The organism is Piscinibacter gummiphilus, from assembly GCF_002116905.1.
GTDB lineage: Bacteria > Pseudomonadota > Gammaproteobacteria > Burkholderiales > Burkholderiaceae_C > Rhizobacter > Rhizobacter gummiphilus.
This window is the reverse complement of the sequence record NZ_CP015118.1, coordinates 6184159-6198101: the sequence shown is the minus strand read 5'-3', so window position 1 is coordinate 6198101 and position 13943 is coordinate 6184159. Positions and strand designations below refer to the sequence as shown.

16 protein-coding genes and 2 tRNA genes are annotated in these 13943 nt (G+C 69.7%); 1 reads left to right on the top strand and 17 read right to left on the bottom strand.

Annotated features, from left to right (window positions below):
• Positions 1-10 precede the first annotated feature (10 nt).
• The 3 genes from A4W93_RS28430 to A4W93_RS28420 all read right to left on the bottom strand — a co-directional run bounded on the left by A4W93_RS28430 (position 11) and on the right by A4W93_RS28420 (position 2073).
• Entirely contained in the window at positions 11-1726 is a 1716-nt protein-coding gene (locus tag A4W93_RS28430) for an Hsp70 family protein (RefSeq protein WP_085753810.1), read from the bottom strand.
• 176 nt (positions 1727-1902) lie between these two features.
• Positions 1903-1978, bottom strand: a tRNA-Lys gene (locus tag A4W93_RS28425).
• 19 nt (positions 1979-1997) lie between these two features.
• Positions 1998-2073 (bottom strand) — tRNA-Arg (locus A4W93_RS28420).
• A gap of 128 nt (positions 2074-2201) precedes the next feature.
• Between A4W93_RS28420 and A4W93_RS28415 the strand changes: the two genes are divergently transcribed.
• Positions 2202-2750 carry a c-type cytochrome gene (locus A4W93_RS28415; RefSeq protein WP_237357641.1) on the top strand — a complete coding sequence of 183 codons (549 nt, stop codon included), beginning with the start codon at positions 2202-2204 and terminating at the stop codon, positions 2748-2750.
• Between the two features lie 58 nt (positions 2751-2808).
• Here A4W93_RS28415 and A4W93_RS28410 read toward each other — a convergent pair whose 3' ends face one another.
• The 14 genes from A4W93_RS28410 to alr form a co-directional block, all read right to left on the bottom strand.
• Positions 2809-3357, bottom strand: a complete 549-nt coding sequence (locus A4W93_RS28410; protein ID WP_085753808.1) for a DUF2946 family protein — start codon at positions 3355-3357, stop codon at positions 2809-2811.
• On the bottom strand, positions 3357-4418 hold the full coding sequence (locus A4W93_RS28405; RefSeq protein ID WP_085753807.1) for a YheT family hydrolase: 1062 nt from the start codon (positions 4416-4418) through the stop codon (positions 3357-3359). The genes A4W93_RS28410 and A4W93_RS28405 overlap by 1 nt, the downstream gene beginning before the upstream one ends.
• A gap of 9 nt (positions 4419-4427) precedes the next feature.
• Positions 4428-4877, bottom strand: a complete 450-nt coding sequence (locus tag A4W93_RS28400; protein ID WP_085753806.1) for a YybH family protein — start codon at positions 4875-4877, stop codon at positions 4428-4430.
• 6 nt (positions 4878-4883) lie between these two features.
• On the bottom strand, positions 4884-5777 hold the full coding sequence (purU, locus tag A4W93_RS28395) for a formyltetrahydrofolate deformylase (protein ID WP_085753805.1): 894 nt from the start codon (positions 5775-5777) through the stop codon (positions 4884-4886).
• A 77-nt stretch (positions 5778-5854) separates the two neighbouring features.
• Positions 5855-6856 carry a lipopolysaccharide heptosyltransferase II gene (waaF, locus tag A4W93_RS28390; protein ID WP_085753804.1) on the bottom strand — a complete coding sequence of 334 codons (1002 nt, stop codon included), beginning with the start codon at positions 6854-6856 and terminating at the stop codon, positions 5855-5857.
• A 1-nt stretch (position 6857) separates the two neighbouring features.
• Positions 6858-7076, bottom strand: coding sequence for a zinc-finger domain-containing protein (locus A4W93_RS28385; RefSeq protein WP_085753803.1), 219 nt, complete (start codon positions 7074-7076; stop codon positions 6858-6860).
• A gap of 5 nt (positions 7077-7081) precedes the next feature.
• Entirely contained in the window at positions 7082-8005 is a 924-nt protein-coding gene (locus tag A4W93_RS28380; protein WP_085753802.1) for a branched-chain amino acid transaminase, read from the bottom strand.
• Positions 8006-8049: 44 nt separating this feature from the next.
• The gene (locus tag A4W93_RS28375) at positions 8050-8469 is read right to left on the bottom strand and encodes a hypothetical protein (RefSeq protein WP_085753801.1); all 420 of its coding nucleotides are present in this window, start codon (positions 8467-8469) and stop codon (positions 8050-8052) included.
• A 58-nt stretch (positions 8470-8527) separates the two neighbouring features.
• Positions 8528-8794, bottom strand: coding sequence for a DUF6587 family protein (locus tag A4W93_RS28370; RefSeq protein ID WP_085753800.1), 267 nt, complete (start codon positions 8792-8794; stop codon positions 8528-8530).
• A gap of 31 nt (positions 8795-8825) precedes the next feature.
• Entirely contained in the window at positions 8826-10685 is a 1860-nt protein-coding gene (gene feoB / locus A4W93_RS28365) for a ferrous iron transporter B (RefSeq protein ID WP_085753799.1), read from the bottom strand.
• Positions 10682-10936, bottom strand: coding sequence for a FeoA family protein (locus A4W93_RS28360; protein WP_085753798.1), 255 nt, complete (start codon positions 10934-10936; stop codon positions 10682-10684). Before A4W93_RS28360 ends, feoB begins: the two co-directional genes overlap by 4 nt.
• A 106-nt stretch (positions 10937-11042) precedes the next feature.
• Positions 11043-12398 carry a DNA repair protein RadA gene (gene radA, locus A4W93_RS28355; protein WP_085753797.1) on the bottom strand — a complete coding sequence of 452 codons (1356 nt, stop codon included), beginning with the start codon at positions 12396-12398 and terminating at the stop codon, positions 11043-11045.
• Between the two features lie 22 nt (positions 12399-12420).
• Positions 12421-12816, bottom strand: coding sequence for an alternative ribosome rescue aminoacyl-tRNA hydrolase ArfB (gene arfB / locus A4W93_RS28350; protein ID WP_085754362.1), 396 nt, complete (start codon positions 12814-12816; stop codon positions 12421-12423).
• Positions 12813-13913 (bottom strand): alanine racemase, encoded by a 1101-nt coding sequence (gene alr / locus A4W93_RS28345; RefSeq protein WP_085753796.1) that lies wholly within the window; start codon positions 13911-13913, stop codon positions 12813-12815. The genes arfB and alr overlap by 4 nt, the downstream gene beginning before the upstream one ends.
• Positions 13914-13943: the final 30 nt, after the last annotated feature.

The following is a 13943-nucleotide window of genomic DNA, read 5'->3' as shown; positions in this document are numbered from 1 at the left end:
TCCGCCGCCCTCAGGCCGGGCCGCCGTCGAGGACGCTGTGCCGGTCGAGGTGGTCGATCAGGGCCTCGAACTCACGGCGCCCCGGCGCGATGGCGCGGGGGTCCTGCGTGGCGAGCAGCTGCTCGAACTTGAGGATCTCCATGCCGAGGCGCTGCCGGTCGTCACCGCGGTACTGCTCGTAGAGCCGCTCGGCGCGGGCCATCAGCGTGCGGTTCTCCAGGCGGTCCCGGGGGTGGATCTTCAGTTCGGCCAACGAGGCGAGCAGGGTCGCGATCTCGGGCTCCGACAGCAGGCCCGGGTTGCCTTCGATCAGCAGGCTCGCCGTGTGCCCCGTCTTCCCCACGGTGGCCTCCACCTGCAGCAGGCCGTTGACGTCGTACGTGAAGCGCACGTCGACGGCGCTCTCGTGGATCGGCCCGCGCGGCAGCGGCACCTTCAGGGTGCCCAGGTGGATGTTGTCGCGCACGAGCCGTGCCTCGCCCTGGTAGATCTGCAGGTCGAGCCCGGCCTGGCCTTCGGCCAGGGGCACGTACTGCTTGACCCGGCTGATGGGCACGGGGCTGTTGCGTTCGATGACCGGGTCGAAGTGGCCCTGCGACACGTTGGCGGGCCCCAGCCGCATGCCCACTTCCACGCCGAGCGAGTACGGCGACACGTCGGTCATCACGACCTCGTTCAGCGCGGCGTCGCGGGCCAGCAGGCCGGCCTGCACGGCCGCGCCCAGCGCCACCACCTCGTCGGGGTTGAGGTCCACGGCGGGGAAGCGGCCGAACATCATCGTCACGAGGCGGCGCACGATGGGCATGCGGGTCGCACCGCCCGCGAGCACCACGTTGTCGAGCTCGCTGCTGCGCAGGTTGGCGTCGCGCAGCGCGCGTTCGATGGGCGCGCGCAGGCGCTTGAGCAACGGCGCGCAGGCCTGTTCCAGCAGCGCGTCGTCGAGCTCCAGCACGTGCTCGGCCTGGTCGTGCCCGACCCGCATCGCGGCCTTCGGTGACGAGCTGAGTTCGCGTTTCGCGGTCTCGGCCGACGCGCGCACGCGCTGCATGAAGCGCTCGTCCTTGCGCAGCTTCTCGGGCAGCGACAGGCGTTCGAAGAACAGGTCGACCAGGCGCGTGACGAAGTCCTCGCCGCCGAGGAAGTTGTCGCCCGCGGACGCCCGCACCTCCATCACGCCCTCGAACAGCTCGAGGATGGACACGTCGAACGTGCCGCCGCCGAGGTCGAAGACGAGGAAGCGCGCTTCCTCGCCGCGCAGGTGCATGCCGTAGGCGAGCGCCGCCGCGGTGGGTTCGTTCAGCAGCCGGTCCACCTTGAGGCCGGCCAGCTGGCCGGCGGCGCGCGTGGCCTTGCGCTGCGCGTCGGAGAAGTAGGCCGGCACCGTGATGACCGCTTCGGTCACCGGTTCACCGAGCGCCGCCTCGGCATCGGCTTTCAGCGACTTGAGGATCAGCGCGGAGAGCTCCTCCGGACGGAAGTCGCGCTTGCCCAGGCGCAGCGTCTTGTTGCTGCCCATGTGCCGCTTGAAGAGCGCCGCGCTGCGGTCCGGATGCGTCTGCAACCGCTCGCGCGCGGCCTTGCCGACCAGCACCGTGCCGTCGTCGTCGAGGCTCACGCAGGACGGCGTGAGCGCGTCGCCCAGACCGTTGCGGATCAGCTCCGACTGCCCGTCTTTCCAGACCGCCACCAGGCTGTTGGTGGTTCCCAGGTCGATCCCGATGATCACGAGGCCCTCCCCCCGTCATTTTTGTTGGGAGGCATCCTACCGTGCACGGTCGTCCGGAGGATGACCCGCCGTGGCGAAGCGTGATGCAGGTCGCGGAGGAGGCGGATTGAAAGCAGAAAGCAGAAAGCAGAAAGCCTCCGTCGTTGCCGACGGAGGCTTCGCTTCTTCAGAAGAAGTGGTGGGCCCTGAGTGACTCGAACACTCGACCTACGGATTAAGAGTCCGCTGCTCTACCAACTGAGCTAAGAGCCCCGAATTCTTTTCCGGGAGATGGCGCGTCCGGCTGGGATCGAACCAGCAACCCCTGCCTTCGGAGGGCAGTACTCTATCCATTGAGCTACGGACGCGAAGACGGCGATTCTAACAGTGCGCGGCACGCTTTCCCAAGGCGGCGGTTGGCCGCCATATAATCCGAGGTTACGCACCCCGCGCAAGGTTATCCCCCGCAGTCGAGGAATCCATGGCCGAAGTCCACATGACATCTGATCACGACGCCCCGCACGAAGGGCCCATCAAGACGCCGAAGCAGCTCATCTGGGCCGTGGTATTCGCCTTCCTCGTGCCGATCATCGGCATCATCCTGCTGGCCAACTACGTGGCCGCCGAGAACAAGCCCGCCGCGGGCAGCGACGGCATGTCGGCCGAAGCCATCGCGAAGCGCATCGCCCCGGTGGCCGGCGCGCCCGAGGTGAAGGACGCTTCCGACCTCTCCACGCTGAAGACCGGGGAGCAGGTCTTCACGGCCCAGTGCGCCGCCTGCCACGCCACCGGCGCGGCCGGTGCGCCGAAGATCGGCGACGCCGCGGCCTGGGGCCCGCGCCTCGCGCAAGGCTTCGACGGTCTGCTGCACAGCGCCCTCAAGGGCAAGGGCGCCATGTCGCCGCAAGGTGGCGGCGACTTCAGCGACTTCGAGATCGCCCGCGCCGTGGTTCACCTGGCGAATCAGGGTGGTGGCAAGTTCGCCGAGCCGAAGGCGCCGGTGGCTGCCGATGCCGCTTCGGCGGCGGCGTCCGCGGCGCAGTAAGCGCGCGGTTCGTCACCAGGAAGACCGGCCCCGTGAGGGCCGGTTTTTTTATGCGCGTCTATCGCACCCGTTCGCTTTGCTCCGCCTGCGGACTCAGCGTGTGCCCGAACCGTTCGGCCAGTGCGGCGACGGTGGAGGTCTCGGGCGACCAGTGCCCCTGCTCCACCGCGTCGGCGGCCGTTTCCATGTCGAGCGTGTGCACGATGCCGAGGCCGATGTCGGTGGCGACGAACAGGCGGTCGTGTTCGTCGAGCCACGCACCTTCGTACACCGCATCGCGGCCGGCATGGCTGCGCAGCGTGGGCGCGCGGCCCGGCACGGCGTGCAGCCGCCAGACGTGGGGCGCGGCCTCGAGTTCGACGTAGACGCGCTGCGGGCCGTTCTGGAAGAACCAGGCACCGGCCTCGTCGGCCTCGTAGTTGCGTTCGATGAATTCGCGCAGCTTGTCGTGGACGATGCGGCTGCCCTTGACCCGTGGGAACGGGCCGGCGGCCTGGATGCGGTCGTCACGCATGTACCAGTCGCCGCGCGCGTCCAGCGCGAGCCAGCCGTAGCAGTCGGGGACGTTGGGCCACTTCTTCAGGGCTGCCTTGACGATGTCGTCCATCACGAAACTCCTGGTGGGGGGACGGAGGGATCATTCTGGCCCGCGGACGCGGCCACCGCCACATGGCCGGACAACCACCCCATCACCTGCTCCGGCAAGGTCAGCACGTGGCCCGGCCAGCGGCCGCGCGGGAAGCCGACGTGGCCGCCATGTTTCGGCTGCCAGAGCGTGACGAACGCGCCCACCTCGCCACGCTGCGGCAGCGAATGCCCCGGCACGAACGGGTCGTTGAGCGCGTTGACCACGAGCGCCGGCACGCGGATGCGGTGCAGGTGCGGCTTGGCCGAGCCCCGCGCCCAGTAGTCCTCGGTGTTGCGGAAGCCGTGCAGCGGCGCGGTGAAGACGTTGTCGAACTGGTAGAGGTCGCGCACCTGGCGCAGCGTGCGCACGTCCAGCAGCTTCGGGAACTGCGCGGCCTTGCGCAGCGCCTTCGGCAGCATCGTCTTCAGGAACATGCGCGTGTAGATCTGGCGGTTCACGCCGCGGCCGATGGCCGCGCCGCCGGCGGCGAGGTCGAGCGGGGCCGAGATGCCGGCCACGGCCGACACGTTGCGCGAGGCTTCCGTTCCCGCCTCCTCCGTCCAGCGCAGCAGCGCGTTGCCACCGAGCGAGACGCCCACCGCGACGATCGGGCCGGCGTGTTCGGCACGCATGCGGTCGAGGATCCAGCCGATCTCCTCGTAGTCACCCGAGTGGTAAGCCCGCGGCGCGAGGTTCATCTCGCCCGAGCAGCCACGGAAGTGCGGCACGGCGAAGCGCCAGCCGTTCTCGCGCGACCAGTTCGCGAAGGCCTGGGCGTAGTGGCTGGCCGACGAACCTTCCAGGCCGTGGAACAGCACGAGCAGCGGCCGCGCGATGGGCGGGGTGCCGGGTGAGACGCCGGGCAACTCCTGGCGGTCGACGTCGATGAAGTCGCCGTCGGGCGTGGTCCAGCGTTCACGCTGGAAGACGGGGCGCGGCCCCTGGTAGCGCGTGGAGAACAGCGCCGGCCAGATGGTCTGCAGGTGCCCCCCGAGCTCCCCGTCGCCGGCGAGCCACGCGGGTGAGCGGTAGTTGTCCACGGGAGCCTCTCAGTGCAGGACGGAGGGCGCCTCGCCGATCTCGGGCAGTTCCGTTTCGGTGCCCGGACTGGCGTGGTGGGCGGCGAGCCGCCAGCCCAGGTCCGTCTTGACGTACACGTTGGTGGCGATCACCCAGCCCACTTGCGGGCCGTCCTCGGTCAGCAGCTGGATGCGCTCGAGCACGCTGTGGATCGCGCTCATCGGGCCCTGCTGGCGGCGCACCTTCTCCGGATGGGCGTCGACCACGCCGTTCGAGAACATGGCCTCGAACGCGGCGCGGATGGCCGCGTGGCCGATGACCCGCGGACCGCCCGGGTGCACGCACGTGATGTCGTCGTCGTCGCACCACACGGCCATCAGCCGCTCGATGTCGCCGCGTTGCAGCGCGTCGTAGAACTGGTGCTCGATGTCGTCGGGCGAGGCGAGCAGCGCGGCGTCGGGGGGTTTGGGGCGGGCCATGATGTCCTAGTGGAAGACGACGGTCTTCTGGCCGTTGAGCAGCACGCGGTGCTCGACGTGCCAGCGCACGGCGCGGGCGAGCACCATGCACTCGACGTCGCGGCCCACCGCGGTGATGTCCTGCGCGCTCAGCGCGTGGTTCACGCGCGCCACGTCCTGTTCGATGATGGGGCCTTCGTCGAGGTCGGGCGTCACGTAGTGCGCGGTGGCCCCGATCAGCTTGACGCCGCGGTCGTGGGCCTGGAAGTACGGCTTCGCGCCCTTGAAGCTCGGCAGGAAGCTGTGGTGGATGTTGATGGCCCGCCCGCGCAGGAAGCCGCAGAACTCGGGGCTCAGGATCTGCATGTAGCGTGCGAGCACCACCAGGTCCACCTCGTGCTGCGTCACCAGCGTCTCGACCTCGCGTTCCTGCATGCGCTTGGCCTCGGGCGAGGCGCCCGCGGCGAGCGGGAAGTGGTGGAACGGGATGCCGTAGCGGTCGGCCAGTTCGGCGAACGTCGGGTGGTTCGAGACGATGGCGGGGATGTCCACCTCGAGCTGGCCCGAGTGCCAGCGGTACAGCAGGTCGTTGAGGCAGTGCCCGTGCTGGCTCACCATCAGCAGCAGGCGCGGGCGGCGCGCCACGCTGTGGAACTGGGCGTTGAGGCCGAACTGCTCGCGCACGCTGGTGAACAGCGAGTCGAGCGTGGCGGCGTTGGCGAGGTGGGCCGGCGCCTCGAAGTGCACGCGCATGAAGAACAGGCCGGTGGCGGCGCCGTCGTCCCCGGTGGGGAGGTCGCCGAACTGCTGCGAGTCGAGGATGTTGCAGCCGGCCTGGTACAGCAGGCCCGACACGGCGTAGACGATGCCTTTGGCATCGCGACAGGACAGCGTGAGGATGAATTCTTGCGCGCGGGACATGGTGGCTCTCGAAGGAAGCCGCCATTGTACGAAGGGGGCCGGGTCCGGCGCCGGCGGGATGCCTCTCAAGGCGAACTCTAGCCGGCCAGTGTGTCTTCCAGTGCCGCTTCGACGCGTTGCGGCGACATCTCGGTGAGGCACCGCGTGTGCCCGAAGCGGCAGGTGCGCTCGAAGCAGGGGGCGCAGTCGAGCTGCAGTTCTTCCTTCAGCCACAGCACCCGCGCGCGCGGGTTCAGCGGCGGCGTGTGTTCGGGGCTGGTGGAGCCGAACGCGGCCACCTGGGGAATGCCGAAGGCGGCGGCCACGTGCATCAGGCCCGAGTCGTTGCTGACCACGCCGCGGGCGGCGGCGATCAGGGCCATCGCGTCGATCAGCCTGGTCTTGCCGGCCAGCACCTGGCAGGCGCCCGGAGCGGCCCTCGCGATCTCCTCGCACAGCGCGCCTTCCTTGCCGGACCCGAGCAGGATCACGGGCTGGCCGTGGCGGGCATGGAGCGAGCGGGCGAGTTCGGCGTAGTGGCTGGCGGGCCAGCACTTGGCCGGGCCGTATTCGGCGCCGGGAGCGAAGGCGAAGTAGGCGCGCGGTGACAGCCCGACCGCGGCGGTGACCGTGGCGAGCCGGGCTTCATCGAAGGAGAGTTTCGGCCGTTCGGCCTCGGCCGGCGGGCTGCCGGCCAGGCCGCTGTAGAACGCGACCATGGGCGGGCGTCCGCCCGGGTTCGGGAAGCGCTGGTTCAGCAGCACCGGCCGGCCCTCCCCCTGGTAGCCCACGCGGCGCGGGATGCCGGCGAACCAGGGAATCAAGGCCGACTTGATGGAGTTGGGCAGCACGTAGGCCGTGTCGAACCGGCCGCGCAGCGTGGCGGCCACCTGGCGGCGGCCCGACCAGTCGAGCCGGCCGTGTGCGAACGGCAGCTCGACGACCTCGTCCACCTGCGGCATCGCGTGGTAGACGGGGGCGACCCACGGCAGCGCTGCCACCGTGAGGCGTTCGCCACGCGCCGCGAGGCGGGCGCACAGCGGCTCGGACATCACCGCGTCGCCGATCCACTGCGGCGCGATGATCAGCGAGCGGGTCATCTCAGTGGTGGCCGTGGACGACTTCGCCCGCCTTCAGGCGGTACACCGTGCTGCAGTACGGGCACTTGCCCTCGCCGGCCGTGACCACGTCGATGTAGACCTTGGGGTGGGTGCTCCACAGGGTCATCTTCGGGTTCGGGCAGGCGACCACGCCCGGGCCCATCAGGTCGGACGCGACCAGTTCGACGGGCGGCTGGTTGGCGGTGGGGTTCTTGCTCATGGCGATCAGACCTTGGACAGCCACTCGCCGTACTTGGCGTTGCGGCCGTTGACGATGTCGAAGAAGGCGCTCTGGATCTTCTCGGTGATGGGGCCGCGCGAGCCGATGCCGATCTCGATGCGGTCGAGTTCGCGGATGGGCGTCACTTCGGCGGCGGTGCCGGTGAAGAACGCTTCGTCGGCGATGTAGACCTCGTCGCGGGTGATGCGCTTTTCCACGAGCTTCAGGCCCAGGTCGGCGCAGATCGCGAGGATGGTGTTGCGGGTGATGCCGTTGAGGGCGCCGGCCGACAGGTCGGGCGTGTAGACCACGCCGTTCTTGATGATGAAGATGTTCTCGCCCGCGCCTTCGCTCACGAAGCCGGCGGAGTCGAGCAGCAGCGCTTCGTCGTAGCCGTCCTCGGTGGCTTCCATGTTCGCGAGGATGGAGTTCGAGTAGTTGCTGACGGCCTTCGCCTGCGTCATCGTGATGTTGACGTGGTGGCGGGTGTAGCTGCTCGTCTTCACGCGGATGCCGCGCTTGAGGCCTTCCTCGCCGAGGTACGCGCCCCAGGCCCAGGCCGCCACCATCAGGTGGATCTTGTTGCCCTTGGGCGACACGCCCAGCTTCTCGTCACCGATCCAGACCAGCGGGCGGAGGTAGCAGCTCTCGAGCTTGTTCTCGCGCACCACGTCGAGCTGGGCCTGCATGACCTGCTCCAGCGTGAAGGGGATCTTCATGCGCAGGATCTTGGCGCTGTTGAAGAGGCGTTCGGTGTGCTCGCGCAGGCGGAAGATCGCCGTGCCGTTCACCGTGTTGTACGCCCGGACGCCTTCGAAGGCGCCGCAGCCGTAGTGCAGGGTGTGGGTGAGCACATGGATCTTGGCGTCGCGCCAGTCGACCAGTTGCCCGTCCATCCAGATTTTTCCGTCGCGATCGGCCATCGACATGGCAAGGCTCCTGAGATTCGGGTGAAACAAGAAAACCCGTGATTTTACGGACTTGCGGCGCTTCCGCCCGAATCTTCGTTTCCGCCCGACGATTCTGGTCGAGTCAGATGCCACGATTGCAGCTTCCCGCCGGGGAGCGTGACGGTCACGGTGACACCGCCCTGGTCGTGCCATTCCCAGGTGTCGGGAAGGTCGGGGCGCTCCTTGCCGAGGCTCTTCGTGACCTGCAGGATGTCCATCATGGTCATGCCGGGCTTGAGCTTCGCGTTGAGCATGACGCCGCTCGGCACGAGCCCGACCGGCGCCCGGCCGGCGTTCTGCATCACCCGCAGGGTGCGGTTGAACTGCAGCAGCAGCCAGAACACCACCACCGTGGCGGCCATGGCGACACCGGGCCAGCCGTACACGCGCCACCCGAAGGCCACGAAGATCGCGGCGAGGATCCAACCGACGTAACGATTCATGGGGCCGATGTTAGGGCCCGCCGGGCGCGCCGGACGTACGGGATGCCCGCAGCCAGGATCAGCGGGGCAGCTTGCGGACGAACTGGATGGGCTGTTCGCCGGCGCCCTTCTTCGGCACGCCCGGGGGTGTGCCTGCATCGCAGCCGTCGCACCCGCAGCCCGGGGCCGACTTCGACAGCCGCTGGAACCGCGCGCGCAGGGCGGACGGCAGCGGGCCGCCGGCCAGCCGCGCCGCCGTGGCGCGGCGCCAGGACGCGGGCATCAGGACCCAGGCCGCATACACCGCGCACGCGGCGACGATCAATCCGACGAGGAGGTCCTGCATGTCCGTTCCTTCCAGGAGGGGGCGCCGGCCGCTAGGCCGTGAGCCACAGCGTGACGTGGTACGTCACGAACGAGGCCAGGTAGGCCAGGCCGAAGAGGTAGCCCGCCATGATGAGCGGGTACCTCCAGGAGTTGGTTTCACGCCGCACCACGGCGAGGGTGGCGAGGCACTGCGGCGCGAAGACGAACCAGGCGATCAGCGAGAAGGCGGTGGCGAGCGACCAGGTCTTCTGGATCACCTCGTGCAGCGACTGCGTCACCGCTTCCTCGTCGCCCGACAGTGCGTACACCGTGCCGAGCGCGCCCACCGCCACCTCGCGGGCCGCGAGGCCCGGCACGAGGGCGATGGAGATCTGCCAGTTGAAGCCGATGGGCTTGAACACCGTCTCGAGGCCGCGGCCCAGCTGGCCGGCGTAGCTGTACTCGATGGGCGGTTCGGTGGCGCCTTCGGGCGGGGCCGGGTAGTTCGACAGGAACCACAGCAGCACGATCAGCGCGAAGATGATGCTGCCCACGCGGCGCAGGAAGATGGTGGCGCGTTCCCAGAGGCCGATCACCAGGTTGCGCAGGTTGGGCCAGCGGTACGGCGGCAGCTCGAGCATCAGCGGCTGGTAGTTGGCACTCTTGCGGAAGCGCTTGAGCACCCAGGCGACGGCCATGGCCGACACCACGCCGGCCACGTACAGGCCGAACAGCGTGAGGCCCTGCAGGTTGAAGATGCCCACGTCGCGCACGGGCACGAACGAGGCGATCAGCAGCGCGTACACCGGCAGCCGCGCCGAGCACGTCATCAGCGGCGCGATCATGATGGTGGCGAGGCGGTCGCGCCAGTTCGGGATGGTGCGGGCGGCCATGATGCCGGGGATGGCGCACGCGAAGCTCGACAGCAGCGGGATGAACGCGCGGCCGGAGAGGCCCACCTTGCCCATCAGCGTGTCGAGCAGGAACGCGGCACGTGGCAGGTAGCCCGAGTCTTCCAGCACGAGGATGAACAGGAAGAGGATCAGGATCTGCGGGAGGAACACCAGCACCCCGCCCGCGCCGGCGATGATGCCGTCGACGATCAGGCTGCGCAGCGGGCCTTCGGCCATCAGGTGGGTGACCTGGTCGCCCAGCCACTTCATGCTGCCCTCGATGGCGTCCATCGGGACCGCGGCCCAGCTGAACACCGCCTGGAACATCAGGAACAGCAGCACGGCCAGCAGCGCGATGCCCCACACCGGGTGCATCACGACGGCGTCGATGCGGTGGTTGAAGCGCTTGAACTGGCGGGCGCCCGGCGCCACGAGCGCGAGCAGTCGGCGCACCTCGGGCTGCAGGTCGGCGTACGAGCCGGGCTGGTCGGCCGCGGTGGGCGTGGGCCAGGAGGCCTGCTGCTCGAGCTGGCTCAGCAGCGCGGCGTGGCCGTGGCTCTGCACCGCCACCGTCTCGACCACGGGCACGCCCAGTTCGGCCGACAGGCGGGCGACGTCGATGGCGAGGCCGCGCTTGCGGGCCACGTCCATCATGTTGATGGAGACGATCATGGGCCGGCCGAGGCGCTTCAGCTCGAGCACCAGGCGCAGGTTCATCGGCAGGTTGGTGGCGTCCACCACCGCGACGATGGCATCGGGCGCGGGTTCGCCGGGGCGCTGGCCCATGACGATGTCGCGGGTGATCTGCTCGTCGGGCGTGGCCGGCGTGAGGCTGTAGGCGCCCGGCAGGTCGACGACCGAGACGGTGCGGCCGTTCGGCAGCTTCGTGGTGCCGACCTTGCGCTCGACGGTCACGCCGGCGTAGTTGGCGACCTTCTGGCGCGCGCCGGTCAGCAGGTTGAACAGCGCGGTCTTGCCGCAATTGGGGTTGCCGACGAGGGCGACGCGCAGCGGGGTGTGGAGGGTTTCGGTCGTCATGGCACCGACACCTCCACGCATTGGGCCTCGACGAGCCGCAGCGCGAACAGCGTTTCACCCACCTGCACCGCGAGCGGCTCGCGGCCGCCCGGGCCGCGGCGCAGCAGCTGCACCTGTTCGCCGGGCAGGAAACCCAGTTCGCCGAGGCGGTTCAGGGTGGAGGCATCGACACCCTGCGTGGTGCCGGCGTTGACGGCGACCACGGTGCCGCTGGCACCGTTGGGCAGGTCGGAAAGGCGGGGAGAAGGCATGACGGGACTGGAGGTTCGGCGTGACGCCGGTTGTGAATGATAACAACTCGCATCTCGTCCGACACGTTTCCGGTCATCCGGGTTCCCTTCCCCGGCGCCGGTCACGTCAAAGTTCGCGCACCCGGTCCACCGCCTCCTCGATCCGCTCCACCGGGTAGATGGTCAGGCCCTCGATGGGCTTCTTGGGCACGTTGGCCTTCGGCACCACCGCGACGCTGAAGCCGAGCTTGGCGGCTTCCTTCAGGCGCTCCTGGCCGCGGGGGGCCGGCCGCACCTCCCCGGCCAGGCCCACCTCGCCGAAGGCGAAGAACCCCCGGGGCAGCGGCTTGCCGCGCAGGCTGCTCTGGATGGACAGCATCACGGCGAGGTCGCCCGCCGGTTCGCTGATGCGCACGCCGCCCACCGCATTGACGAACACGTCCTGGTCCATGCAGGCGATGCCGGCGTGGCGGTGCATCACGGCCAGCATCATCGCGAGCCGGTCGCGGTCGAGGCCCACGCTCAGGCGCCGGGGGCTGGGGCCGCCGCTGTCGACCAGGGCCTGCACCTCCACGAGCATGGGCCGGGTGCCCTCGAGCGTGACGAGCACGCAGGCGCCCGGGACGGGGTCGCCATGGGTGGACAGGAAGATGGCGCTCGGGTTGGCCACGCCCTTCAAGCCCTTCTCGGTCATCGCGAACACGCCGATCTCGTTGACCGCGCCGAAGCGGTTCTTGATGGCGCGCACGAGGCGGAAGCTGGAATGGGTGTCGCCCTCGAAATAGAGCACGGTGTCGACGATGTGCTCCAGCACGCGGGGGCCGGCCAGCGCCCCTTCCTTGGTGACGTGGCCCACGAGGATGATGGCCGTGCCCGAACTCTTCGCGATGCGCGTGAGCTGGGCCGCGCATTCGCGCACCTGGGCCACCGAGCCGGGGGCGGAGGTGAGCTGGTCGCTGTACATCGTCTGGATGGAGTCGATCACGCACACGGCGGGCTGCTCGGCCGCGATGGTGGCGGAGATCTTCTCCAGCTGGATCTCGGCGATGACCCGCACCTGCGAGCCGTCGAGCCCGAGGCGGCGCGAGCGCAGCGCCACCTGGGCGCCCGATTCCTCGCCCGTGACGTACAGCGTGCGCACCGTCTTCGAGAGGGTGTCGAGCGCCTGCAGCAGCAGCGTGGACTTGCCGATGCCGGGATCGCCGCCGATCAGCACCACGCCGCCCGCCACGATGCCGCCGCCCAGCACGCGGTCGAGTTCGTCGATGCCGGTGGGCTGGCGGTCGACGTCGGTGGCCTCGATCTCGGAGAGCGTGGTGACCGGCTGCGCCGCGGCGAGCGACTGGTAGCGGTGTTTCGAGGGGGATTCGGCGACCGACTCGGTCAGCGTGTTCCAGGCGCCGCAGCCGGGGCACTTGCCGAGCCACTTGGGGCTCGTGGCACCGCAGTCGGTGCAGGTGTAGATCGATTTGTCCTTGGCCATCCGGGCATTGTCGCCGCCGCCGTCACTCCCTCACCTTGCCGCGGCCCGCTTTCACCTGGGACCGCTGGCTCTTGCCTTCGAGGCGTCGCTGTTTCGAGCCGTAGGTGGGCTTCGTCGCCCGCCGCACGCGCGGCACCTTCTCGACACTGGCCACCAGTTCGGTGAGCCGGGCCAGGGCGTCCTGCTTGTTCATGTCCTGGCTGCGGGACGTCTGTGCCTTGATGACCACCACGCCGTCGGCGGTGATGCGCTGGTCGTTGAGGGCGAGCAGGCGTTCCTTCACGGGTTCGGGCAGCGAGGACGCCCGGATGTCGAAGCGCAGGTGCACCGCACTCGAGACCTTGTTGACGTTCTGCCCGCCCGCCCCCTGTGCCCGGATGGCGGTGAACTCCACCTCGGCCGGGTCGATGGCGATCACGGCACCGCGCTCACCGGCACCCGGGGCGCCACGGCGCACATCAGCTCGTAGCCCACGGTGCCGGCGGGGTGGGCCACCTCGTCGATGGGCAGCACCACGCCGCCGGGGCCGCGGCCCCACAGCGTGACTTCCGAGCCGGGGCCGACGTCGGGCAGGCCCGTCAGGTCGACGGTGACCATGTCCATCGACACCCGCCCGGCCAGGCGCGTGCGCCGGCCGTCGACCAGCACCGGGGTGCCGGCGGGGGCCGAGCGCGGGTAGCCGTCGGCATAGCCGCAGGCGGCCACGCCGATGCGCATCGGGGTGTCGGCGACGAACGCGCCGCCGTAGCCCACCGCGTCGCCCGGTTTCAGGTCCTGGGTGGCGATCAGGCGGGTGCGCAGGGTCATCGTGGGCTGGAGGTCCCAGTGGGCGATGCCGTGCTCGGGGTGGTCGGGCGAGGCGCCGTACAACATGATGCCGGGGCGCACCCAGTCGCCGCGCACGTTCGGGCGCGCGGGCGACTCGCGCAGCGTGGCTGCGCTGTTGCACAGCGACCGTTCGCCGGGCAGGTCGTGGGTGGCGGCCTCGAAGGCGGCCACCTGGTGGTCCACCCCGCGCGGGCCGTCGGCCTCGGCGAAGTGGGTCATCAGCGAGATCTCGTCCACCTGCGTCAGGCCCGACAGCCGCAGCCAGGCCGAGCGGAAGGCTGCCGGCGTGAAGCCGAGGCGGTTCAGGCCGGTGTTCATCTTCAGGAACACGTGGTGCGGCCAGGTGGTCTTGTGGAGGGCCAGCCAGTCGATCTGGGCCTCGTGGTGCACCACGTGCCACAGGTTCAGGCGGGAGCAGGCCTCCAGGTCCCGGGCGTCGAAGCAGCCTTCGAGCAGCAGGATGGGGCCGCGCCAGCCGAGCCTGCGGAGCTGTTCGGCCTCGGCGATGTCGAGCAGCGCGAAGCCGTCGGCACCGCGCAGACCCTCGAAGGCATGGGCGATGCGGTGGCCGTAGGCGTCGGCCTTCACGACGGCCCAGACCTTCGCGTCGGGCGCCATCCGACGGGCCCGGACCAGGTTGTGCGCCAGGGCGTCGGTGTGGATCAGCGCTTCGATGGGACGGGGCATGCGGTCGATTCTGCCAGCGCTGTCGCCGTC

Coding starts and splice junctions, on each gene's coding strand:
- A4W93_RS28415 (WP_237357641.1), top strand. CDS start 2,202: ATGACATCTGATCACGACGCCCCGCACGAAGGGCCCATCAAGACGCCG.
- A4W93_RS28410 (WP_085753808.1), bottom strand. CDS start 3,357: ATGGACGACATCGTCAAGGCAGCCCTGAAGAAGTGGCCCAACGTCCCC.
- A4W93_RS28400 (WP_085753806.1), bottom strand. CDS start 4,877: ATGGCCCGCCCCAAACCCCCCGACGCCGCGCTGCTCGCCTCGCCCGAC.
- purU (WP_085753805.1), bottom strand. CDS start 5,777: ATGTCCCGCGCGCAAGAATTCATCCTCACGCTGTCCTGTCGCGATGCC.
- waaF (WP_085753804.1), bottom strand. CDS start 6,856: ATGACCCGCTCGCTGATCATCGCGCCGCAGTGGATCGGCGACGCGGTG.
- A4W93_RS28385 (WP_085753803.1), bottom strand. CDS start 7,076: ATGAGCAAGAACCCCACCGCCAACCAGCCGCCCGTCGAACTGGTCGCG.
- A4W93_RS28380 (WP_085753802.1), bottom strand. CDS start 8,005: ATGTCGATGGCCGATCGCGACGGAAAAATCTGGATGGACGGGCAACTG.
- A4W93_RS28375 (WP_085753801.1), bottom strand. CDS start 8,469: ATGAATCGTTACGTCGGTTGGATCCTCGCCGCGATCTTCGTGGCCTTC.
- A4W93_RS28370 (WP_085753800.1), bottom strand. CDS start 8,794: ATGCAGGACCTCCTCGTCGGATTGATCGTCGCCGCGTGCGCGGTGTAT.
- feoB (WP_085753799.1), bottom strand. CDS start 10,685: ATGACGACCGAAACCCTCCACACCCCGCTGCGCGTCGCCCTCGTCGGC.
- A4W93_RS28360 (WP_085753798.1), bottom strand. CDS start 10,936: ATGCCTTCTCCCCGCCTTTCCGACCTGCCCAACGGTGCCAGCGGCACC.
- radA (WP_085753797.1), bottom strand. CDS start 12,398: ATGGCCAAGGACAAATCGATCTACACCTGCACCGACTGCGGTGCCACG.
- alr (WP_085753796.1), bottom strand. CDS start 13,913: ATGCCCCGTCCCATCGAAGCGCTGATCCACACCGACGCCCTGGCGCAC.